This is a genomic window from Bacteroidales bacterium (genome assembly GCA_021157585.1).
Taxonomy (GTDB): Bacteria; Bacteroidota; Bacteroidia; order Bacteroidales; family UBA12170; genus UBA12170.
In genome coordinates, this window is the sequence record JAGGWH010000014.1 from 1 (window position 1) to 23,564 (window position 23,564).

Sequence of the window (23,564 nt, forward strand, 5' to 3'; positions counted from 1 at the left end):
TTGCTCATTGAGTTAGATATGTTATTATTAAGCTTTTTCTTCCTCAGTATCTCCAACTAAAAATTGTTTAAATACAGGAAGTAGTATTAAGATTAGTAAAATAAGAGACATTGTACCGCCAATAACCCACTCAAATGATCCGCGAACAAAATAGTTCCAGTAAGTAGCTACTGCAGATAATAATGTTGCCATAACTAAAGTGTCATATGCCCATTTTTTACGCATAAATACGAAAGGAATCATAAATACCATAAGGTATGAAGCTAGGTAGTTTCCGTAACCGCCTAAAAATAACGATATTGTATTAGGGTTATAAACAGGAGTTGCTTTTTTAACTACAACACTTTCAACAACATGTTTTCCTGTAGCTTCATCCTTATATTTTCTCACTATATCAATAGCTTTGCCAGGTTTGATAGAATCCATTTGCTTTTGAGAAATTGTGGTTAAAGCAATTGCATCATAATAATCTAAATTGGTAAATTGATTACCATAAGGATTGTCATGACGTTGTAGGTTTACATCTCCATTTAAATATTCAGGAATAAACTCGAAATAACGAACACCATGTTGAGCATTCATAAATACCATACCGGCAACTACTCCTATGTAGGTATAAATAATAACTTTAAAAACTTTATTTTTAATACTGTCTTTATCAGCTAATAAGAAAGTGAAATAAGCAACAAGACCAATAACCATAATCCAGAGAACTGGAGGAGTTAAAGTAACATTAGGATCAGGAGGTGAAATTCCGGGAACAGGGCCTTGAGAATAATCGGATACTATTAATACCATCCAAGGAATAAACATTGTCATACCAGCTACACCGGCAATACCTGAAACACCCATACCGGCTGCTCTGGCTCCAAGGCTTCCTTTGTAAATACCATAAGCTACAGTAAGCAGAAGTGCACCACCAAATGCAATGAATATCATCCAAATTGCAAAAGTAGTACCCAAAATAGGTACGGCAGTGTAAAAGTCAGGATCTAGAAGAATTAATCTTTCCATAACGGCATGCAGTGCCAACTTTAAAGTTCCCATTGCTTGTTGAGGAGCAATAATCATTAGGTAAAGACCTACTACGACAGCAACAACTGCTGCTATCATTCGTTGATTTTTTGTTGTTTCTTTAAACATGATTTTTTATTATTTGATTGATTTGTAATTAGAATTATTTATTATAACGTATTTTTTAACATATTACATAATCTATATGTAAGTACTCGCTTACAAAGAAATGCGATTTATTTATATTTTCCAATTTTTTTGAGAACTGATACAGTCTAAGAGCGCTATTAATGAATTCGTTTCGGCTTAAGAAGTATATCAATTCAGGGTTTTTGCATTTAATTTAGAATCAGTTAAAATTACATAATTATCATAATTAATTGTCTCAGATTACTCGAAAACCTTTCCTATTAAGGAATTGACATATGTTAATCACTTAATAAACTTTAAAGTTAGTAAAATATTTTGCATTACGAAAGATTTAGTTTACATTTGAAGTTAGTTAATATTAACTAATTTTAATATATTTTTTTAATGATTCAATAGTGTAGAAGGTTAAGGAATGAGAAGTTTTTGAGATTAGGAGTAATTATTTTGTTGAATACGTAAACTGAAAATACAACTAATATATAAACAGTTTTAATTTTTTTATTAATCAAGTTAGTTTTACAAACTAACTAAAATAAATTTCTTATGAAAAAAATAAATTATTTAGGAGTAGTGATTTCTATTGTAGGTTTCTTTACGGGATTATTATTATTCTATTTATTGGCAGAAAATTATATGCTTGTTGTCAATGGAAAAATGACCAGTATGCCACCCAGACCTGATGAGGCGTTGGCTGTTATAATTACACACTCTATGTTAGGTTGGTTAGGTATTGGAGCCAGTGGTTTATGGGGAGCCGTGCTTTATGGTTTTGTAACTAAACAGGAATGGAGTTGGCGTTATGGATCAATTGCAGCTGCACTACAGATGTTAGCAGGATTTTTCCCCGCTATACCGGCTAAGAGTATTGATTTGCCTGCTGCAACTTTGCCTGTTTTTGTTATTGCTACCGTTTTGTGGTTTGCTATAATGTATATTGGTAAGGTAAATCGAAAACTTCTTGTTTTTCTATTTATTGCAGGAATGGCTTATGTTTTAAGTTATGTAAATGGCGTAGCTATTATTTCTAAGTATCAAACAACAACTTATAATGATGTTTGGAAAGGTATGTATGCGGTAGTATTTGCTGTTACCTGGTTTGCTTCAGCCTCTTGGCTAATTTTAAGTTTTGCCGTGCTTCAGCGTAAATCATACACCATTCCTCTTGGAATTATGGCTGCAATAATGTCTATGATTGGTGGTTATACCCTTGCTATTGTAAATGTAATAGAAGTACATCGCTTTTCTATGTTTTTACCCGCACCATTAATTGCGACAGGATTACTGATTTATTTATGCTTTCCAAGTGCTAAAAAATTACTCACAGAATGGGAGTCTAAACACTATATTTAATTTAAATACGATTTATTCTCTTTTGTAAACTATTAAAGCTGCCTGTTTTTCGGGTAGCTTTTTTTATGTCCGTAAAATACTAGGCATAAAAAAAGCCACCGAACTTTGGTGGCTTTTTACAATTAACTAAAAAACGCATTTAAGCTTTTATTTGCTATGTTTATTTAGTAAAACACCAACAGCAAAAGTAAAAGCCATATTCTTTTTATAATCGAAACCGGCAGCCTCAAAACTTGGAGTTGCTTCCCAATTAGTAAGAGCTACAGTTGCTCTGGCTTCGGCAAATACTTTAACAGGTCCAACAGGAACTTGTGCTCCAACGGTAAATTGACCACCAAAATCGAAACGATTAAAGTTGTCCATTTCCATATCATAGAACTCATCATCTCTAAGGCTAGTGATGTTTTGACCAGCAGCTTGCATGCTTGCTAAAACGGCTGCTTCAGCTGCTTCTTGTGTCATATCGTAGGCACTCATTAAACCAGCAACTGCAGTAGGATTATCCTTGTAATTAATTTCTTGAGCTCCCAATAAATAACCAATATGAGGTCCAATGGCTACATAAGCAGGTCCAAATTTAATTTTAGCCATAATTGGTAATTCAAAGTAATTTAAATTGGTTTGACCATGACCCAATGTTCCACTATTTGCTGTATTAGCATACATATCATAAGCAGAACCTTTTTGTGCAAAGTTAAGTTCAATATGCATATCAACTTTAGGATTGATAGGTCTTTCAAGAACTAAACCAATGTTAACACCGTTGGTTAATTTTCCGTTAATGTCCATCATATCCAAATAATCGGCAAAATTATCATCAATACGTAAACCTGACATATTGTAGCCGAATCGGAGACCGACAGTTTGTGCGCTTACTCCTAAACCTAGGAATAAAACGAAAGCAATAAGTACTATTTTTTTCATAAGATTAATATTTATAAATGTTAATTTGAGTACCAAAATTATGAATCCAATTCGTTAATACAAGCCTTTTTGTTTAATGTAAGCTTTTTTGCAAGCTTGTTAAAACCCTGTGTGTAGCTTGATTCTACGTGTAAGTAAGTGTATACATACCTGATAATCTTTGGTTTAGCTTACTTGCTCTTAAGTGCATGTTAGAGCTGTATTTTTTTTAAAAAAAGTGTTAATTTAGGCTTAGTCTAAATAATATTTTGCTTCTGTTTAGCTAAAATGATAGTATTTTACTGTTTGAATGATTTATTCTAGGCTGAAATTATTTTGAAAAGAGAATCGAAAAATTTATTTCCTCTTTCGCTGAGTGAATATTTTTGATTATCAAGTTGCCAATTTTTTACAATCATTCTAAAAGAACCCATAATGATGACAGCTAATTCTTCGGTTATAATATCGCGTCTAATTTCTTTATTTCTCTGACCTTCTTCTACAATTAATTTAAAATATTTATCATTTTGCTTTATAAGGTTGACGATTTTATCGGAGAGCAATTTCTTATTTCTAAAAATTTCATCCGAAAAAATTACAGAAACAATATAAGGGTTTGAACTAAACATCTCTATTAACTGATTAAGCATTGTTTTAAGCTTATTTAGAGCTGTTAAATTACTATTAAGAATAGGCTGTGATTTGCTATCTAATTTCTCGCGAAAATCATCAAGCATAGTAGATAATATATCGTCTTTACTTTTAAAATGTCTATAAATTGCAGCCTCGGTTAAACCAATAGCCTGCGAAATATTTTTAATGGTTAACCCTTGAATTCCTTTAGTGTGAATCAGTTTTATTGTTTCTTCAATTATTTGATTTTGTCGTTTGGAATGCATCAGTTTTATGCTGTTTTGTAAGCTGTGAATGAATTTATTGGTTAACGAAATACGTTATTCGTATTTTGCAAAGGTATAAAATACTATTTGTTTTTATAATTTTTGATGTTTTTAGCGAAAAAATAATCTTTAATAGATAATTTTAGGATTGAATAACGTATCTCAAATAGGTTTAAATAATATGCTACTTTGGTTTTTTTTAAATCTTCACGGAATTTATTCAAATTTGATTTTTTTAATGTATACTTGCTTAGTATTAATCATTTAAAAATTAAAAAAATGAGAAAAATTACAATATTATTGATAGCTATGTTTGCTGTAAGTATAACTTTCGGGCAAATTACTTCAACTACATCAGGTGGTAATTGGAACGACGCTTCAACTTGGATTGGAGGAGTAGTCCCCACTGCAAATGATGATGTAGTGATTGATGGAACAGTATATCATAATTATAAAAATGATGCTTGTAAAAATTTAACTGTGAATGATGAAAAAACACTTACAACTTTAAATGCAACTATGAATGGTTGGCCACTTAAAATAATGGGCGATTTAATTAATAATGGTAATCTCAGAGATAATGATGCAGGTGATTGGTTGCAGATAAGTGTAAATGGGAATATTGTTAATAATGGAGTTTGGACAAACTATGGTGTCGCTTTAATTGGCGATTCAGACCAAATAATTTCCGGAAATAAACCAATTGCTGCCTATTTTATTATGACACAAAATACAAACCGTATAATTGCCGGTTCTGATTTAAGTATTGCGGGTACAACTTTACTTTTCTATAAAAAAAATGAGTTTGTAATTGAAAGTGGAAAAACGGTATCTATTCTTTTTTCTGATGCTCAAAAATGGGGTGAATTTATGCCTCCAACCAATACAGCTCAAAGTGTGCAATTTACAGGTGGCGGAACACTTATAACCGATGGTAAATATGACTTGGGAGGAGCCGAAACGGCTGCTGTTACAGTTATTAAAGAATAATAAATAAAATATATAGTTTTTCAAAAAGCGTTAACTACTCTATTAGTATTGATTGTAAAAGGTGATGGGTCAAGCTTCTTTTTTCTTGGTAAGTAAAAAGTATTTAAGCTATATTTTTGTTTTCTCTTTATCTATTTTTATTAAGTTTTTACCTATACTTATTTTAGTTTGGGGGTTGAGTTTTGTAGCGCAAATTATTGTGGAGCGTAAACTGCAATTTCATTTTACATTGCCTCAAGCAATACTTGTTGTATTGTATTTGCTTTACGTTATTGGGATTTTTTGGTCTTCTAATGAAAGAGCTGCAATGTTTGCTCTTGAAGTAAAACTTTCTTTAGTAGTTTTTCCTATAATGATTGGGTTAGACAGGGCTTTTTTTAAAGAAAATATAACAGGAATTTTATTATTCTTTGTAGCAGGAATAATTGCTTCTTCATTAATTTGCTTGTCAACTGCTATTTGGGAGTCTTCTTTTTTTCTTCCGAATGGATTTAGTTTTAATACAATAGATCCAAAATTTGCTGAATGGTCATATGGAGGAAGTCGCTTTAGATATTTAGGTTTGTCGCGTTTTTTACATCCAACCTATTATTCATTTTATGTTTTGTTTGCTCTTGTTGTTACCCTTGTGCTTTTAAAAAGGAGGATTTTCTCAAATAAATATCTACTGTTATGGTTAAAAATGTCAATACCACTTTTCATTTTAATGATTTATCTGCTTTCTTCTAAAGCGGTGTTAATAAGTGCTTTAATTATTTTTATTGTGTTTTCTGGCATTATATACAGAAGATATAATAATAAATTTATAAAATTTTTTATTTTATTTTTAAGTTTGGTTTTTATAATAGTTGCTCTTAAGAATCCTCGTTTTGAAGAAATTGTAAAAGCAGTAAATAATCCCGAATTGTTAACGGATAACAGTAGAGATGGCAGCTTTATTTCGCGCATACACATTTGGAAAGCAGGAGTGGATATTATTGAAGATAATTTTTTGTATGGTGTTGGTCCCGGCGATACAAATGATGAATTATTGATTAGGTATAAAAACTATAAATATAAAGATCCTTTGCTTAAAAAGTCCAATGCACATAATCAATATATAGAAACATTTATTGATTTGGGTTTAATAGGTTTTTTTGTATTGCTGTCGGCATTATTTGTACCATTTTTTTCTTACGAAAGAAGAAATATTTTATTTAGGTTTTTCTTGTTTATAATAGGGTTTAACTTTTTGTTTGAGTCTATATTAAATACACAAGCTGGACTTGTATTTTTCGGGTTTTTCTATAGTTTACTTTCTATTGTTGATGAGGACGATATACGAAAGTTGTCAGCATAATTTGCAATTTGTTTTACTTTCCGATACAAAACTTCCCAAAAATATTTCCAAGTAATTCATTGTTTGTGACTTCACCCGTTATTTCTCCTAAATAATGCAATGCTGTGCGAATATCAATAGCAATTAAATCGGTGGGGATTCCATCGTCGAATCCTTTTTTAATTGCAAGTATAGATTCGGCAACTTTATTTAAAGCTCCTAAATGGCGAGCGTTTGAAACAATGGTATTATCACTCAAATCTAAATCTTTTACCGAATCGATTAAACTATCCATAATCAAATTGATATTCTCATTTCGCTTGGCAGAAATAAATATGGTTTCTAAATCAACATATTGATTAAAAAAACGAGGCATCTCAACCAATTCATCTATTTTATTACCAATCAGTATAAAGCGTTTGTTTTTGTCTTCTATATGTTCTTTAAAATCTTCTAATGTTTCGCTCAGTTCATTTGGTGTCGATTTAGTCATATCACAGACATAAAGAATAATTTTCGACTGACGGATTTTTTCGTAAGTACGTTCAATACCAAGGTTTTCTATTTTATCGGCTGAAGAACGTAGTCCGGCTGTATCAATAAATCGAAAAGTAAATCCTTCAATACTTATAGTGTCTTCAATGCTGTCGCGTGTAGTTCCGGGAATTTCCGATACTATGGCTTTTTCTTCTTGTAAAATACGATTTAATAGTGTTGATTTCCCCGCATTTGGCTTTCCGATAATGGCAACAGGAATACCGTTTTTTATAACATTTCCTAAAGCAAAAGACTCAATAAGTTGTTGTACTTCTTTTTCTATATCGGTGAGTAATTTTAAAAATCTTGTTCTATCGGCAAATTCTACATCTTCTTCGGCAAAATCCAGTTCTAACTCTATCAGCGATGCTAAATCGACTAATTCTTTACGTAATACTTTTATTTTTGTGGAGAAGCCTCCTCGCATTTGTTCTAATGCTAGATTATGTGATGCTGTTGAGTTAGAGGCAATTAAATCTGCTACGGCTTCGGCCTGACTTAAATCAAATTTGCCATTAAAAAATGCTCTTAAAGTAAATTCACCGGGATCGGCCATTCGTGCTCCTCGTTTTAATAACAATTCAATCAGCTTTTGCTGAATAAAGGTAGAACCATGACAAGAAATTTCTATACTATCCTCACCGGTATAGCTGTGTGGGGTTTTAAAAACGCTTACTAAAACTTCATCTAAAAGGACATCGTCGTCGTAAATTTTTCCAAAATGAAGAGTATAAGCTTCGGCTTGCTGAATATTTATCCTTTTTTTTGAAGCTTTAAAAATGGAATCTGTAATTTTAAAACTTTCAGGTCCTGAAAGTCGGATAAGAGCAATAGCTCCACTCCCTTGAGGTGTAGCAAGTGCGCAAATAGTATCGTTATTGGCCAGATGATTGAGCATAGCAAATGATTTTATTGTGCAAGCAAAGTTACGTTGTAAAAAGGCAATTGTCAAAGAAAATCAACAAATTAGATATGCGTGGTTAGAGTAAGTAAGAAAAGTTTATTTGGAATGGATATAAAATCATTTTAATTTTCCTTTTTCTATTCGTTAATGTTGAAAAACTTTTACTTTTGTTATCTAATTTTTTTACGTACTTATAATACAAAAAAACCTAAATAAAATGAGTATCCTAGTAAACAAAGACTCTAAAGTAGTCGTTCAAGGATTTACCGGCGGCGAAGGTACTTTTCACGCAGGTCAAATGATTGATTATGGTACCAATGTTGTTGGCGGTGTTACTCCCGGTAAAGGAGGGCAAGAGCATTTGGGAAAACCAGTTTTTAATACTGTTCAAGATGCCGTAGATAAAGCACAAGCTAATGTTTCAGTTATTTTTGTTCCACCTCCATTTGCTGCTGATGCGATTATGGAAGCTGCAGAAGCAGGAATAGAAGTAATTATTTGTATTACCGAAGGTATTCCTACCAGTGATATGGTAAAAGTAAAAGAATACTTAAGCGATAAGAATAGCCGTTTGGTTGGCCCTAACTGTCCTGGTGTTATTACTCCTGGTGAAGCTAAAGTGGGTATTATGCCCGGCTTTATTCATAAGAAAGGTCGTGTTGGTATCGTTTCTCGCTCAGGAACCTTAACTTACGAAGCTGTAGATCAGTTGACTAAAGTAGGTCTTGGACAAACAACAGCAATTGGTATTGGTGGTGATCCAATTATTGGCACTACAACCAAAGAAGCTGTTGAAATGTTTATGAACGATCCTGAAACCGAGGGTATTGTTATGATAGGCGAAATTGGTGGCGGTATGGAAGCAGAAGCTGCTGAATATGTTAAAGCCTACGGTACAAAACCTGTTGTTGGTTTTATTGCCGGCTCTACTGCTCCTAAAGGTCGTACAATGGGACATGCCGGTGCAATTATTGGTGGCAAAGCCGATACTGCGGAAGCTAAGAAAGAGATTATGACAGACTGTGGTATCCACGTTGTGGATTCTCCTGCAGAAATAGGTCGTAAGATGAAAGAAATTTTAGGCTAAGCCGAATTCCTATATACTGAAAACGCTTGATTTCAATGAAGTCAGGCGTTTTTTTATGCTGAGATTAATTTCAAATTAAGCTTGTTAAATTTAACAGCCTCCCGACTGTATTTATTAGTCAGAGATTAATATTTATAAATGACGTAATCTATAGATTAGACCAAGTGATGATCAAAAGGTTAAAACTTTGTCATTTGACCTCAAAGAAATTTCGTCAGTTTTCATATGTAATGTAGTGGTTAAAAATAGAAGTTGTTTGATTATCCTTTGGTGACAAAAGGATAAGAGTTCTTCTATTTCAACGGAATGAAATATAGAAGACAAGAAATTTATTTGTAGTCTTGAATTTTTGTTTCTTTTGTTTCAAGACAAAAGATAAGTGTTATTCACACTGCTAAGCTTAATCTGAGGATTAAGCTTGTTAAATTTAACAGCCTCCCGACTGTATTTATTAGTCAGAGATTAATATTTATAAATGACCTAATCTATAGGTTAGACCAAGCGATGTGATTTAAGTTTTATTTTAATATGGTTTCTTCTTGAAGTTTTCTAATTTGACCGGCAATTGAGGTTTTACCGTGGTGTTCTTCGTAGTTTTCACAAGAGTAACCGGGATTAGTATCGCAGGTACAGCCTAATTTAGTTCCATCAGAAACTTCTATGTCGGAGCTGCAAGTTTTAGTAAAAATGCCATCTTTGAAAATAAACATTTTTATAGCAATTAAGGCAAATGCAATGCCTATTAATGCAGTAGACAGGAGTATTAATTTAAAAATCATGTTCTTTGTATTAAAAGAACAAAATTAACTATTTAGATTGAAACATATGTAAATAAAATATAGTTTTAACAATTAATTTTGACTTCTGCGGAATTCTGCACAAACTATAGCACTTGCAATAGATGCATTTAATGATTCTGCTTTAGATTGTGAATAGTTAGGTATAAATAACGGTCTTGTTATTAAGCTTTGTACTTCTTGTGAAATCCCTTTCGATTCGTTACCAATAACAATAAAGCCCGATAGGCTTAGGTTTTCTTCGTAAATATTTTTACCGTTTAACAATGTTCCGTAAATGGGAATTTGCTGTTTTCTTAAGAAAGTAGGAATGTCTTCATAATAACATTTTACTCGAAACAAAGAGCCCATAGTAGCTTGCACTACTTTTGGGTTAAAACAATCAACGGTATCTGTTGAACAAATAATCTGTTTAATACCAAACCAATCTGCTGTACGTATTATTGTACCTAAATTTCCGGGATCTTGTATATTGTCGAGCACTAAATAAAGAGAATCAATATTTGTTGTAAATTCTTGATATTCGGGTATTTTAACTACAGCTAAAACTTCGTTAGCGGTTGAGAAATTACTTAGCTTTTGAAGTGCTTTTTCCGATATCTCTTTAAGGGCGAAATTATTCAAATCGCTATGAGAATCTATCCATTTTTTATTTGCTGCAATAAATTTAATTTCAAAATTAGTGTAGTTAATTAATTCGCTTATCATTTTAGGTCCTTCTACGAGAAAAAGACCTGTTTTCCGACGGTTTTTAGTTAGTTTTAGGGAATTGATGAGTTTTATTTCGGCTTGACTAAGCATAAATTTTTTCAGCTAATTTACAAATTATACCAATTGTTATTCAAAATTCTGTTTTTGCATTTACAATGGTTAATACTTATGGTATATCGATAAAAGGCATAAAAAAAATCCCGAACCTTGCGGATCGGGATTTATATCTGTTTTGAAAGATTTATTCTTCAGTAACAACTTCAAAAGTAATGTTTGCAACAATGTCTTTATAAAGTTGAGCGGTAGCTTTATAAGTTCCTACTTCTTTAATTGTTTCGCCTTCAATGGTAATTTTCTTGCGATCAACATCGTAATTGTGTTGCTCTTTAATAGCATCAGCAATTTGAATAGCATTTACAGAACCGTAAATTTTACCGGAAGCAGCAGCTTTGGTAGCAATTTTTACGGTTAAACCATCCAGTTTCTTAGCTTCTGCACTGGCTTCACTTCTGACTTTTTCAATCTTATGTGCATATTGTTTTTTTACTTCTGCTAAGATTTTTTTGTTGCTGTCGTTGGCTGCAATTGCAATGCCTTGAGGAATTAAATAGTTACGTGCGTAACCATTTTTAACTTCTACTATATCGTCTTTATATCCTAAATTTTGGACATCTTTTTTTAAAATAATTTGCATCGATTGTCCTCCTTTTATTTTAGTAAATCACCAACATATGGCATTAAAGCAATGTGACGTGCTCTTTTAACTGCTTGAGCAACTTTTTTCTGATATTTGGTTGATGTACCGGTTAAACGACGTGGAAGTAATTTTCCTTGTTCGTTTACAAATTTCAATAAAAAGTTTGCATCTTTATAATCAATATATTTTATTCCGCTTTTCTTAAAACGGCAATATTTTTTCTTTTTAGTATCTACCGCAATTGGGGTTAGATATTTAATGTCTGTATTTTGAGCCATTGTTAAAAGTTTTAATGTTATTAATTTGCTTTAACTTTTGATTCGCCTTTTTTCATCGCTCTTTTCTTTTCGTTATAAGCTATGGCATGTTTATCCAAAGCAACTGTTAAGAAACGAAGAATACGCTCGTCGCGTTTAAATGCAACTTCGTAATCGCGAATTTGCTCGCCTTCCATACGGAATTCTAATAATTGATAGAATCCTGTTGATTTTTTTTGAATAGGATAAGCGAGTTTTCTCAAACCCCACTCTTCCTCATGGACAATCTCAGCACCGGCCTCCTTTAGGAGATCACGATACTTGCTTACCGCTTCCTTCATCTGTTCGACAGATAAAACGGGAGTCATAATGAAAACGGTTTCGTACTGTTTAACCATTGTTTAATTTTTTTTATTTATGTTATTAATTTATTGATCTACAGACAAGTAGATATTTACTCATCAAATAGGGCGGCAAAGGTAAAAAGATTTGACTAAAAATCAAATAAATAAAAAGATTAATTTTATTGATACAGAGCCTTTTAAGAAAGGAATTTTATTAATTCTGATACAATAAATTCGGCTGCTTTACCATCTCCAAAAATTGCAGGAAAAAAATGTGGAGGATAGTCAGTAAAAGTTTTATATGCGTTTTCTATTTTTTGCTTGTCGACATCGCATAAAAGAGCCGTTTTTAATTCAACCAATTCCTTCCATTCGGTTTCGGGACGAGTAATTATACAGGCTTTTTGGAAATAATAAGCTTCTTTTTGAACTCCTCCCGAATCGGTAATAATAAGTTTAGAATTTCGCTCTAAATATAGCATATCTAAATATGCAATAGGCTCTGTTAATATTATATTCTTGGTCTCTTGAAGTTTTTGGTAGAGATTTTTGTTTTGTGTTAACTGCTTGCGTGTTCTTGGATGCAGAGGAAAAACTAAGGTTTCATTATGCGTAGTCGCTAAATTAATTATGCTTTCAATTAATGAAGTTAAACGCAAAGGACTGTCGGTAGTTGTATTGCGATGTACAGTTGCCAATATAAACTTATTCTTTTCAAGATTTAATTGGTTGAGAATAGTGGAGTTTTGTTCTGCTATTTTGGAAAAATATAAGCTGTTATCGAGCATTATATCGCCACAATGATAAACTTTTGGATTGTCTATTGATATAGATTTGTTCTTTTTAAAAGAAAATCCTTCATTTTCTAAATTCTTAATCCCTGTTTTTGTCGGACTAAAGAGTAGGGTAGAGGAATGATCGGATATTATTCTGTTTAATTCTTCCGGCATTGTTTTGTTGAATGAGCGCATTCCTGCTTCTATATGAACAAGTGGAATCTGTAGTTTTGCGGTCGACAAAGCTCCTGCAAGAGTTGAGTTGGTGTCTCCATAAACAATAACTAAATCGGGTTCTTCCTTAAGTAGAACTTGCTCAATATTTATTAGCATTTGTGCTGTCTGACTGCTTTGTTCTCCGGCTTGAATTTCAAATTGGTAATTGGGCTTTGGAATGTTTAGTTCTTCAAAAAACACTTCCGACATATTAAAATCGTAATGCTGTCCGGTATGCACTATAAGTTCTTTTATTTGAGGATGTTTCTTAAAAATACGGCTTAAAGCAGCGGCTTTAATAATTTGTGGACGAGCACCTACAATAGTTATTATTTTATGCATTGACAGTTTTGGATTAATAAAAGCGAATTTAGTAAAAATAGATGAAGTTTTAATTCTATTTAATCAGGATAGTATATTTTCATCAGCAAAGCTGAAATAATTATCGTTACCAAAAATTAAATGGTCTAAAACGGCAATTTCTAATGTTTTTCCTGCCTGAACAATTTTATGTGTCAGTTGGTTATCTTGTTCGCTAGCCTTTAAATTTCCTGATGGGTGATTGTGACATAAGATAATAGAACTCGCTTGAGCATCAAGAGCCATTTTGAAGATTTTTTTCGGATCGGCCACAGTGCCCGCTATTCCGCCTTCTGAGATTCTTTTTTTGCTTATAATTTGATTATTGCGTTTTAAAAGAATAATCCAAAACTCTTCAAAAGATTTATCTGCTAAGTCGGCATAGAGCAGCTCAAAGGCATCGCGACTGCTGCGAATGGTTTTTTGTTCAAGAGCTTCACTCGATCGTCTGCGTCTTCCCAACTCTAGGGCTGCAATAATATTTAATGCTTTGGCTTCGCCTATACCTTTGAATTTTTTTAAATCGTTTACGCTTAAGCCGGATAAAACATTTAGGTTATTATTGTTTTCTGTTAAGATACGCTGAGAAAGTTCAACTGCCGACTCGTCGCGATTACCCGAACCGATAAGGATGGCTAATATTTCAGCATTGCTTAAGCTCGATTTTCCTTTTAAAATTAATTTTTCTCGTGGACGGTCTTCTTCGGCCCAATACTTTATGCTTTTTCCTGTGGGGTAACTCATCGTTATCTTTTTTGAAGGGAAATAAATTATGGTATTAAAAATTCCAATAAGGTAACCCAAAGATAATCAATGATTTTGATAAAAACAAAAAAGCCACCCCTTATAAAAGGAATGGCTTTTAAAAATATTTTTCAGAAAACTAAGCTAATGTATTAACTGCTTTAGTCAATTTTGATTTCAAATTACCAGCTTTATTTTTATGAATGATAGAACGTTTTGCGTTTTTATCAATAATAGACAGTACAGAAGGTAATTGATTAGACGCTTCTGTCTTGTCTGTCATACCTCTTAAGCGTTTGATAGCAGTACGCATAGTGCGTGCAAAATATCTGTTTCTTAATTTTCGTGTCTCAGCTTGTCTGATTCTCTTAATTGCCGATTTATGATTAGCCATGCTTTATCTTTTTATTAAATTCTAATTCTGTTCCTGTATTTTGGGCTGCAAAATTAATACAAAATTGCTAATTAGCAAACATTGTTTTGTTTTTTCTTGTAAAATTTCAGGTTTAGAGAATGAGAGGGAAATATGGTAGTTTAATTATCAAAATATTACCTTAATACGTTTATCTTTTTGATATTGTGTAATTTTGGCGGTTTCAAATTTGAGTTCTGTTTTTACGTAATATAAAAAAGCGCGTGCTACTTCAAGATTTTCAAATTTTCCAATGGAATAGTAGTAGTCTTTGTCATCTCTAAATTCATTTATGGTTTCTTCTCCTGCTTTATTTTTTAAAAGATAAAGAGGTATTGGTTGATTGTATGATAAGGCAATTTCTATTCGGTATAATATTTTGCCGTTTGAATTTGCATCTTTTTTTACCGCTTGATTGATATTGTTTGTTGTATTGGAAACGGTGGATTTTGGTTTTTTTTGTGATGATATTTTACTTGATTGTGAGCTTGGCAAAATTACTCGTTTTCCGTTTTTATAATAAGTAACAAAGGCTTGCGGAATATTATTTTCTTTTCGAACCTTAGCACATAAGCGATGGGCTTCCTCTATATTGTTTGTAGCATACAGATTGTAACGATACCATCCGTCAGCCTGCGAAATAAAAATCTTATCCTTTATTTTGTGTTTTATTTTGAAACTTTCCAAATCGCCGAATTTATTTCTACTTGCCATTATTTGAATACGATAGAGTGCTGTTGTTGAGTCTATTTGTTTTTCTATTTTTTTAGTAAGTGTCTGCTGTGGCTCTTCTTTTTGATTAATTGTTTTTTCACTTTCCGGTGAAGTGGTTTTAAATTGTTTTTCTTTAAGCTTTTTTGCATTAAATTTTTGTTGCTCCTTGATAGATAATCCTTTATACCAACTTTCTTCAGACATTATTTCAGTGTAAGTGGCAAATTTAATAGGAAATTCATCTCCCTTTTTATTCATTATTTCTCCTTCAATTAAAATAGGGTAGGTGCCTTTCTCAATCTCACTTAATTTTATATGAATAGGTATAGTTGTGCTGTCTTGATTTATTGGTAAAATAAAATCGTATTCGTAGTGATAACCAAGTTTTGTAAAACATACATCTTTATTTGTTGCTGCTTGTGGTATAAAACCACTAGGACATATAACTCGGAAAAATCCTCTTGCCGAAATACCTATTTTTGAAATATCTATTTGAATGTCGAATCCTGTATGAGGGGCTGTTTCGGGTACTTTACAGACTATCGAAAAAGGGTTTTCAGCTTCCTTATTTGTTTCTTCTTTTTTAGGCTTTTTTTTCTTTGTAATTGGTTGGTTAGCAAGGCTGTCATATGCTAAATCGAAAAAATTATAAGGCAAAAGTTTTGGCGTGGTTTTTTGTTTTCCCAAATGATAATTAATGCCGATAGTAGTAAAACTGTAGCTATCGTAATTTCCACTGCTAATACCATCTATCAAATCACTAAAAACTAGATTGTAATTACTGTTGAAATATGTTGAAATAGTCGGCGTTATTTGGTATTCTATTTTTATTCCTGCCGGTATGTAAAATCCAAATTCTTTATTGGAATTAGTCCATCCCAAATTACTTAGAGTATCTCCATTGCTGTAATTTTGAGTTAAATTTTTCCATCCCATTATTCCTGCTCCACTTTCGATATAAAAAGATAGTCGAGTTTCTTTTTTTGTCAGCAATGCTATTGGATTTATTGCTCCTTTTATGGCAAAGGATAAAACCTGAGTTTTAAACCCGATAGTATCGGCTAAAACCTCTTGTTTCCCTTTTAATGAAATAAAACTTATTTCGGAATTGAGTTTTAAGGCTGGACTAAATGTTCTGCCAAAAACAATACCGCTTCCGGCTTGAAGCTCTTGCATTTTTGTGGATGGCCAAAAAGAATTAAATTTAATATCTCCCCAAAACGTAGTTATTCCTCCATTTACACCTATAAACCATTTTGTATTACTGTCTTTTTTTTCTTTTGATTTTTGGGCAAATAAAGCTTGTGTACTTATGCTTAAAAGTATGATAATTAGTATTTTATATTTTGTTAGTTTTCTCAATTTTAAGCGTACTTAGACAGTTGGAATAATACTATCCCAACTAATCAAAAATAATTGAATTCAAATAGCAATGAGAATTTTATTGAAAGATGTATAAACAAAAGGATGTTAATTAAAAAATGAGTTAATTAGAAGGCTAGTTTTTTAATTATTCATATATTTTTTCCTCTACAGTTTTTCTTAATTACTTTTAAAGCTTTCTCATCCTCAATCCCAAGTGTTTTTGCTTGTCGGAAGTCTGCGCAGGCTTTGCTTTTATTGTTTAACATTAGATAGGATAAACCACGATTATAGTAATTTCTTATCCAAGTTTGTTTTTGTTTTGAATCTTCGGGTTCTAAAAGTATAGCTTTTTCAAAAGAACGTATGGCCGCTTTATAATTTTTCAACTGATGCTGTGTGCTTCCCATAATAGCATACAAAAGCCAAAATTCGGTATCGGGTTTTTGCTTAAGAGCATTTCTGAAATCGCTTAAAGCTCCTTCGTAATTTCTTCGTTCATAACGTAATGCGCCTCGTTTGTAGAAGTCGTTAAAGCTTTTGGGTTCTTCAAGATTAAATTCGGGTTTATAAACATTAATTGCTCCAAAAAAATCGATAAATGTTTGATAAGGAACCTCAAAATAGCTACGCTCAAAATGCTTGCTTTTGTTTGCCGGCAGCAAATACTTTTGGTAGATACTCTTTTGATTGAAGAGGTTTACATAACGAAAGCGGAATAATTTTTCACCATCAACTATGGTTGGCATCAAAGCTAATATCATAGTAAATTTTGATGGTTCTTTTGTTTTGCTTACACGTAGAATATTATACCCAATCTGTGTGCTTAGTTGCTTTTTATTATAATTGATAATGTTATCGGAACAAAAAATATCTAAATTAATTGCTGTTGGCTCATTAAACTTAGTTGTAGCAGCCATAATCTCTTCTATCTTTTCTGAATGGAATACAAAGTATCGAACGTTATTTGTTTTATGAAAATTCTGACGTAGTGCAGGAAATTCAAAATATCCTCCCAAATATTTGATTGTTAATATAATATATTGTTCATCACCAATTAAAACTTCTTGTATCTCTATCTGTTCAAAATTCTGACGCCCAAGTTTTTGCATAGGATCAGCATAACGGTTTTTCTCTGATTCATATAGTAGAATCTTATTCTTTTCGCTTAGCCAACTTCCGTTATCTTGTAAAACCCAACCCGTTGCTTCTTTAATAACCGCTTTTACTTCACTAATTTCCGGAAGATTAGATTTGCTTCGTTCAATTTCTTGGGCATTTAAGCTAAAGTTTGAAAGAAGAAGGAGAAAAAGGACAATCGGTTTTTGCATATTATTAAATTTCTTAAACAAATATAGAAAGATTTTGCCCTGTCTTATTAAACTGGAGCTTTAAAATATATAATTGATAGTCTTGCAGCTTAGTTGTACAAATAAAAAAGCCCAACTGAATGTTGGGCTTTTAAGCGTTTAATAAATCTCCAGTTTTTGGATTGTTCTCTGATTTTTATTTTTCAGTTCAACGAGATAGATGCCCTTAACAAGATTTGATAAATCAAGATAAGTTATCTCATCATTTAATCGATCCTCATTATATACCATCTTTCCCAAATAGTTGTAAATACGCAAAGAATAGGTAGTCGTTAAATTTGCTTGGATTTGAATTTGCACTTTTCCATTAGAAGGGTTTGGATACAAACTAAAATACTTTGGATTTTCAAGTTCCGCAGCAGGAAGATAATCAGATGTTTGCAATTGGATCTCCTGCATAGAAGGCAAATCAGCATCTTTTAGTCCCCAAAAATAAATAATGTACTGAATGGTATTTTCGCTTAGATCGATAATTGTATTCTCAGGAAACTGAATTACCGGACCATAGCTGTCATCACTTCTTTTTTCTCTTAGTGTAACGGAAACACCGGAGCGTTCAGAGTCTGTAATGTCATATTCGATATATCCGCCCCAGGCTCCTGTTGAATTAACAATATCAGAAGAATAAAGATATCCACCATACACTTTTTCAAGTACAGTTCCATTTTTATAAAAATCAGAGGTAGCTACTCCGCCAAAAGTACTATTCCCTACACCACCATAATATAAATTACCATTATAAGACAATAAGTCAAAAGCATAGGATTCTGTGGGGAGAGTGTGGATTAGTGTGATTGCTGATCCGTCGTACTGATAGATTTGGCCAGATAGGTTATTGGCGCTGGACTCTGTTGATCTTCGGGTTGAAAAGGCGATATTATCACCATGGATAACCATTTTCTGAATACCGTAGCCATCGTAGACCATAGTCCAATCTGAACCATCATAGGAATATATATTTCCAGTATTGGACTGTGTGTCGTATCCCCCAGCGTATAAAATACCGTCTTTTATCACTAATGAGGTTACGGTCATTAGTGGAGTATCGTAAGCCGTGAGCCAGTTTGACCCGTTCCATTTGTAAATAGTTCCAGACCAGTGTGTTCCTGCATATAATTCACCATCATATTCGCTAAGAGAAGTAACACCGTTAGAGAAACTGCTTCCCATATCTTCCCACTCTTCGGATGTGCTGTTCCATTTAAGCACACAGCCATTATAGCCTCTTCGAGCACCTACTAATAAATCCCCATCAATGCTTTCAATGCTAAAAGTTGATGTGGTTCCAAGCGGTGTTAGATCTGAAAAATGATTCCAGCCATTAGGTCCTAAGCCGTAATCGTTTTTTGTTCCGTCGTAAGTGTAAATATTATTTCCATACAAGGTATAAAGTAAATTTTCATGAATAGTAGTATGATACAAAATTATACTGCCTGTATAGGAATGTTTCCAACTATCGTTTAAGGGGTCGTAAATAAATGTGCCGGCACTTGAGCCAACAATTATTTTATCTTGGAATACTGCAACACCATAAAATGAATTATCGTTGTTTTCGATGAGTTTGATATCACCGGGAAGTGTAGAATAATCGACATTATTATCTACATAGAATTTTGTAACATCTGTAAATGTTTCTTGACCGGAGCCTCCCGACCAATCGGTTTGGGTGTAGCTTATCTGTGCTTGACAAAAAGTGATACTTGAACCTAATAAGATTAAAAAGAGGATAGTTTTTTTCATATCAATTTGTTTTAAAGGTTAATAAAAGACGTATTTATCTTGTTAAAATTACAACGAACGGAATGTGAATATCAAGACTAATTAGTAATAGCAACACTTGAACTAATATTCGAAGGGTTTTGTCCTTTATTTGAAGTGAAAAGCCCCATCTCATACTTATGAGACAGGGCTATAATTTAGATAATGGGGATTGCTAATTTGTTACCACCATTTTCTGTATGAGTCGGGTTTCATTATTGATTAATTCAACCGTGTAAACACCTGGAACAATATCTGTAATAGAAATGTAACGTTTGGTGTTCCCTGTTCTAATTTCGAATTGATCCACTTCGTATACAAGTGCTCCTAATTGGTTAAAGATTCTAATATTGAAATTATCTTCAATATCAGATTCAACAAACAGCATAAAACTACCATTGTTTGGACTTGGGTAGATCGTAAGCATCTGTGAGTCAAATACAGGAAGAGTCTTTGTCCCTTCGTTATTACTTGTACTTATTCCATTTCCTGTCCAATTCCAAATTACATTTTTACCGTTTCCAATAATCTTCTCAGCAAAGAACTGTCCGTTCATATATCCGATATCCACACTTTTTGGATTTTGTTGAACGTGAATGTCTCCTCGAGGAACATAAACACAAGCATTAAATTCTACGCCTTCAGACTTTATATGAAGTTGTCCTTTATGATCATCATTTCCTTTCGGTCCTTTTGGTCCTTTTTTATGGGCATTATATTCTTCGCCAATATAGAAGATAACTTTATATAAGTTTGGATTAACGATACAGTAGCTTTCGAGCATAACTTTTTCTTTTACGCGAACGATAGCATCAGATTCAAATATTATTTGGGAAGAAGTACCTTTTTTTGCTTTCTTCATCTGAAGATTTTGAATAAAGATTTCATTTTGTGTGAAAGTCAAATTAGAGCCTCTTCCAAGTACAATATTGCCAAATACTTGTCCAGTTAGAATAATATCACAGTTATCACCAATAATTAAATTGTAGTTTTCACCACTTATTACATCGGTTTCGCCATTACGAATTCTAATATACTTTGTAATTCTAGAATAGGTATTGTATAGCATTTGTGGTAGCTCCATAGTTGCTTGTTCTTTAATCACTTCTGGTAAAATAGAGGTTCTATGAGCAAATACTTTAGGTGCTTTTACAAAGGCTCCATTACCTTCTACTTCGGCATAACGTAAGAAATATGCTTTTCCATTAGAATAACTGGATCCAATAGCACCATTCTTGACCAAATGGTTTTGGCCTATCAGTACGCTTTTAAAACCAAGGATTATGTACGAACTCGCTAAGTTTTCAGGAATATAATCGTAATAAGCAGCATCAGGTGATACACAGCCATTCTGATCAGTTACAATAACATTGTAAGTCCCTTCTAAATCATCATCAATGGAAAGACCGATGGATTGTGTTGTTTCTCCATTAGACCATGCATAGAAGCCTTCAGATGTAGAAGAACTAGCCGTTAAGGTTAACTCGTTACAGCACATACTTACATCAGATGGAGTGATGCTTGCAATTGGTAAAGGATTGATTATAACCTCAAATGAGCAATCGCTTGAATTTCCTGAAGCATCTGTTACTGTCCAAGTAACTTCTGTAGTTCCTGTTGGGAATATCGCTCCTTCAAGAGTATTTGAACTATTGAAATCGTTAGTTATGTTAGCAATTGAACAATTGTCCCACATATCAATTAAATCAAAATCAGTTCCTGTAACTTGATATTCATTAAGTCCAATAATGTTAGCACAATGCTCTTGAACTCCTACACAAGTTAAGGTTGGAGAAATATCATCTACAACGGTAACAACTGTGGTTAAGCTTGAAACATTATTACTTGCATCCGTTGCTGTTAGCGTAACTGTGTTTGCTCCTGTATTTGAACAGTCAAATTCATATGGAGCAACATCTAAAGTGAATGCGCAATTATCAAAGGTTCCCATATCAATATCAGCAGCTACAATTGAAGCAACACCGTTGTTGTCAAGAGAAATCGTGATATCTTGAGTTGCCATTGTTGGTGCAATCTCGTCTACAACGATTACAGTTGCTGTTGCGGAATTTGCATTTCCATTGACATCAACAGCCGTGAGGGTTACTGTGTTTTCACCCACATTAGAACAATCGAATGTGGTTTTACTCAATACTAAGGAAGCAATTCCACAATTATCTGTTGATCCATTATCAATTTGCTCAGCTGTAATACTTGCTCCACCATTTTCATCCAGTTCAATAGTAATATCTTGTGTGATTACAGTTGGCGGAATATCGTCTTGAACAATAATGGACTCGGTAAAATAGCCCGTTTCACCACTATTGTCAGTGACAGTAATCGTATAAGTTCCAGAAAATAAATTAAACAAATCTTCTGTAGTTGCGCCATTTGACCATAAATAGGTATAAGGTTCTGTTCCACCACTAACCGAGATATCTATTGCTCCAGTTTGATCTTCGGAGCAAGTAATATCTGTTTTTGATATTAAATCAATAGTAAGAGGTTCTTCACTCTGATAGCCAATGCTGATTTCGTGTAGTGTTGGACCTGGGCCTTCTCCCACGGTATGTAAAATTGCCCAATACCGCATAATGTCATCAGAAATGGGAGCTACTTCCCCATTGGGAACTTCTATCCAAGGACTAGCTAAATAAGTCGGATTATTTTTCCCTTGAACAAAGATCTTTACACCATTATCATTTGATGTAGTTGCATCAATATTCAATAAACCATTAGGAGTTGGGAATTCTGAAGAAAGAACTCCTTTCACATAAATCTTTTCGAATGCTTGTCCATTTTTATAAAGTGTAGAAGTTGATGTCCCCCATGCTCCACCATAGTATAAGTCGCCATTAAATGAACACATTTGTTGGCTGGAAATCTCACCATTAAAATCATATAAGGTCGAAGCAGAGTTTCCGTCCCATTGCATAATCTTTCGATAAGGAGAAGTGTACATAAAATCAAAAACCAAAATATCCCCATGAGATTCAAGATCGTAAATTCCTGAACTTGAATAATAAATTTGTGTAGCTGAATACCCATTTGATTTATACAGCCTGCCTTGGCCAAGATCCCATCTACCGGCTAAATAGAGTTCGTTATTATGCACCTCCATATCTACTATGGACATACTTGGAGTATCAAATGCATAAATCCAACTTGATCCGTTCCATTTATATACATTGCCCGCCCAATGAGTGCCTGCAAATATAGTTCCGTTGTATTCCATTAAGCTCATTACACCATTGGTAAAACTATTCCCCATTTTCTCCCATTTATTATTTGTGCTATTCCACTTGATAACTGTACCGGAATAGCCAATTCTTCCAGTAATCATTAATTTATTTTGTGCACTATAAATAGAAGTATAGGTTGATGGCCAATCGCCTATAAAACTTTTAATGTTTGAATGGAAAAGCCACCCGTTTGCACCTAAACCATAGTCATTGTGTGTGCCATCATATGAATAAATGGAATAACCATTTATAACGTAAAGTTTACCATCTGAGTGTATGGTATTGTTTTTATAGGAAATTGTTGCTCCTACATAAGAATATTCCCATATCTCTGTTGTTGGGTCATAAATAAAAACTCCCGACCAAGCTGTTGAAACTAGTAATTTTCCTTGGTATTCTACAACTCCATAGACATGTGTTTTTTGAGTGTTGTCGGCGAGTAAATCACCTGCAATACTCGTGAAATCTGCTTGATAAGAACTATTGAATTTAGTTAGATCTGTTAAAGCACCAGTTTGTCCCTGCCCACCTGACCAATCGGTTTGAATAAATTGGGCGCTAGCAATTCCAATTGTTACGAAGAAAAGCAGCAAAAGTGTAAATTTTTTCATAATCATTGTTTTTATCGTTGTTTCTTATTTTTTTAAATAAA

Annotated in this window: 20 protein-coding genes; 4 read left to right on the plus strand and 16 right to left on the minus strand. The window is 33.1% G+C overall.

Going from position 1 to position 23,564, the window contains the following annotated elements; translation table 11 throughout:
* Positions 1–27: 27 nt before the first annotated feature.
* Positions 28–1,143 carry a hypothetical protein gene (locus tag J7K39_00440; GenBank protein MCD6178348.1) on the minus strand — a complete coding sequence of 372 codons (1,116 nt, stop codon included), beginning with the start codon at positions 1,141–1,143 and terminating at the stop codon, positions 28–30.
* Positions 1,144–1,707: 564 nt separating this feature from the next.
* Here J7K39_00440 and J7K39_00445 point away from each other — a divergent pair.
* A complete protein-coding gene (locus tag J7K39_00445; GenBank protein MCD6178349.1) occupies positions 1,708–2,514 on the plus strand; it encodes a hypothetical protein in 807 nt (268 codons plus the stop codon).
* Between the two features lie 147 nt (positions 2,515–2,661).
* Here the strand turns inward: J7K39_00445 and J7K39_00450 are convergent, their stop codons facing one another.
* A complete protein-coding gene (locus J7K39_00450; protein ID MCD6178350.1) occupies positions 2,662–3,438 on the minus strand; it encodes a PorT family protein in 777 nt (258 codons plus the stop codon).
* Between the two features lie 299 nt (positions 3,439–3,737).
* Positions 3,738–4,316: a TetR/AcrR family transcriptional regulator gene (locus J7K39_00455; protein ID MCD6178351.1), complete on the minus strand. Its 579-nt coding sequence runs from the start codon at positions 4,314–4,316 to the stop codon at positions 3,738–3,740.
* Positions 4,317–4,595: 279 nt separating this feature from the next.
* On the opposite strand from J7K39_00455, the gene J7K39_00460 reads away from it, so the two are divergent.
* Together J7K39_00460 and J7K39_00465 are read left to right on the plus strand one after the other, a co-directional pair.
* A complete protein-coding gene (locus J7K39_00460) occupies positions 4,596–5,306 on the plus strand; it encodes a hypothetical protein (protein MCD6178352.1) in 711 nt (236 codons plus the stop codon).
* 61 nt (positions 5,307–5,367) lie between these two features.
* Entirely contained in the window at positions 5,368–6,645 is a 1,278-nt protein-coding gene (locus J7K39_00465) for an O-antigen ligase family protein (protein ID MCD6178353.1), read from the plus strand.
* Between the two features lie 13 nt (positions 6,646–6,658).
* On the opposite strand, the gene mnmE is transcribed toward J7K39_00465, so the two are convergent.
* Positions 6,659–8,059, minus strand: a complete 1,401-nt coding sequence (gene mnmE / locus J7K39_00470; protein ID MCD6178354.1) for a tRNA uridine-5-carboxymethylaminomethyl(34) synthesis GTPase MnmE — start codon at positions 8,057–8,059, stop codon at positions 6,659–6,661.
* 223 nt (positions 8,060–8,282) lie between these two features.
* On the opposite strand from mnmE, the gene sucD reads away from it, so the two are divergent.
* Positions 8,283–9,152, plus strand: coding sequence for a succinate--CoA ligase subunit alpha (sucD, locus tag J7K39_00475; GenBank protein MCD6178355.1), 870 nt, complete (start codon positions 8,283–8,285; stop codon positions 9,150–9,152).
* Between the two features lie 518 nt (positions 9,153–9,670).
* Here the strand turns inward: sucD and J7K39_00480 are convergent.
* The 12 genes from J7K39_00480 to J7K39_00535 form a co-directional block, all read right to left on the minus strand.
* Complete coding sequence (locus J7K39_00480) at positions 9,671–9,931, minus strand: hypothetical protein (protein MCD6178356.1); 261 nt, start codon at positions 9,929–9,931, stop codon at positions 9,671–9,673.
* 72 nt (positions 9,932–10,003) lie between these two features.
* The gene (locus J7K39_00485; protein ID MCD6178357.1) at positions 10,004–10,750 is read right to left on the minus strand and encodes an RNA methyltransferase; all 747 of its coding nucleotides are present in this window, start codon (positions 10,748–10,750) and stop codon (positions 10,004–10,006) included.
* A gap of 151 nt (positions 10,751–10,901) precedes the next feature.
* Positions 10,902–11,354 (minus strand): 50S ribosomal protein L9, encoded by a 453-nt coding sequence (gene rplI, locus J7K39_00490; GenBank protein ID MCD6178358.1) that lies wholly within the window; start codon positions 11,352–11,354, stop codon positions 10,902–10,904.
* 14 nt (positions 11,355–11,368) lie between these two features.
* Complete coding sequence (locus tag J7K39_00495; GenBank protein MCD6178359.1) at positions 11,369–11,635, minus strand: 30S ribosomal protein S18; 267 nt, start codon at positions 11,633–11,635, stop codon at positions 11,369–11,371.
* A gap of 20 nt (positions 11,636–11,655) precedes the next feature.
* Positions 11,656–12,012, minus strand: a complete 357-nt coding sequence (locus J7K39_00500) for a 30S ribosomal protein S6 (GenBank protein MCD6178360.1) — start codon at positions 12,010–12,012, stop codon at positions 11,656–11,658.
* A 143-nt stretch (positions 12,013–12,155) separates the two neighbouring features.
* On the minus strand, positions 12,156–13,292 hold the full coding sequence (wecB, locus tag J7K39_00505) for a UDP-N-acetylglucosamine 2-epimerase (non-hydrolyzing) (GenBank protein MCD6178361.1): 1,137 nt from the start codon (positions 13,290–13,292) through the stop codon (positions 12,156–12,158).
* A gap of 63 nt (positions 13,293–13,355) precedes the next feature.
* Positions 13,356–14,054: a DNA repair protein RadC gene (radC, locus tag J7K39_00510; protein MCD6178362.1), complete on the minus strand. Its 699-nt coding sequence runs from the start codon at positions 14,052–14,054 to the stop codon at positions 13,356–13,358.
* A gap of 139 nt (positions 14,055–14,193) precedes the next feature.
* A complete protein-coding gene (locus J7K39_00515; GenBank protein ID MCD6178363.1) occupies positions 14,194–14,448 on the minus strand; it encodes a 30S ribosomal protein S20 in 255 nt (84 codons plus the stop codon).
* Positions 14,449–14,595: 147 nt separating this feature from the next.
* The gene (locus J7K39_00520) at positions 14,596–16,542 is read right to left on the minus strand and encodes a hypothetical protein (protein MCD6178364.1); all 1,947 of its coding nucleotides are present in this window, start codon (positions 16,540–16,542) and stop codon (positions 14,596–14,598) included.
* Between the two features lie 152 nt (positions 16,543–16,694).
* On the minus strand, positions 16,695–17,873 hold the full coding sequence (locus J7K39_00525; protein ID MCD6178365.1) for a hypothetical protein: 1,179 nt from the start codon (positions 17,871–17,873) through the stop codon (positions 16,695–16,697).
* A gap of 138 nt (positions 17,874–18,011) precedes the next feature.
* A complete protein-coding gene (locus tag J7K39_00530) occupies positions 18,012–19,652 on the minus strand; it encodes a T9SS type A sorting domain-containing protein (protein ID MCD6178366.1) in 1,641 nt (546 codons plus the stop codon).
* 193 nt (positions 19,653–19,845) lie between these two features.
* Positions 19,846–23,523, minus strand: coding sequence for an HYR domain-containing protein (locus tag J7K39_00535; protein ID MCD6178367.1), 3,678 nt, complete (start codon positions 23,521–23,523; stop codon positions 19,846–19,848).
* Between the last annotated feature and the right edge of the window lie 41 nt (positions 23,524–23,564).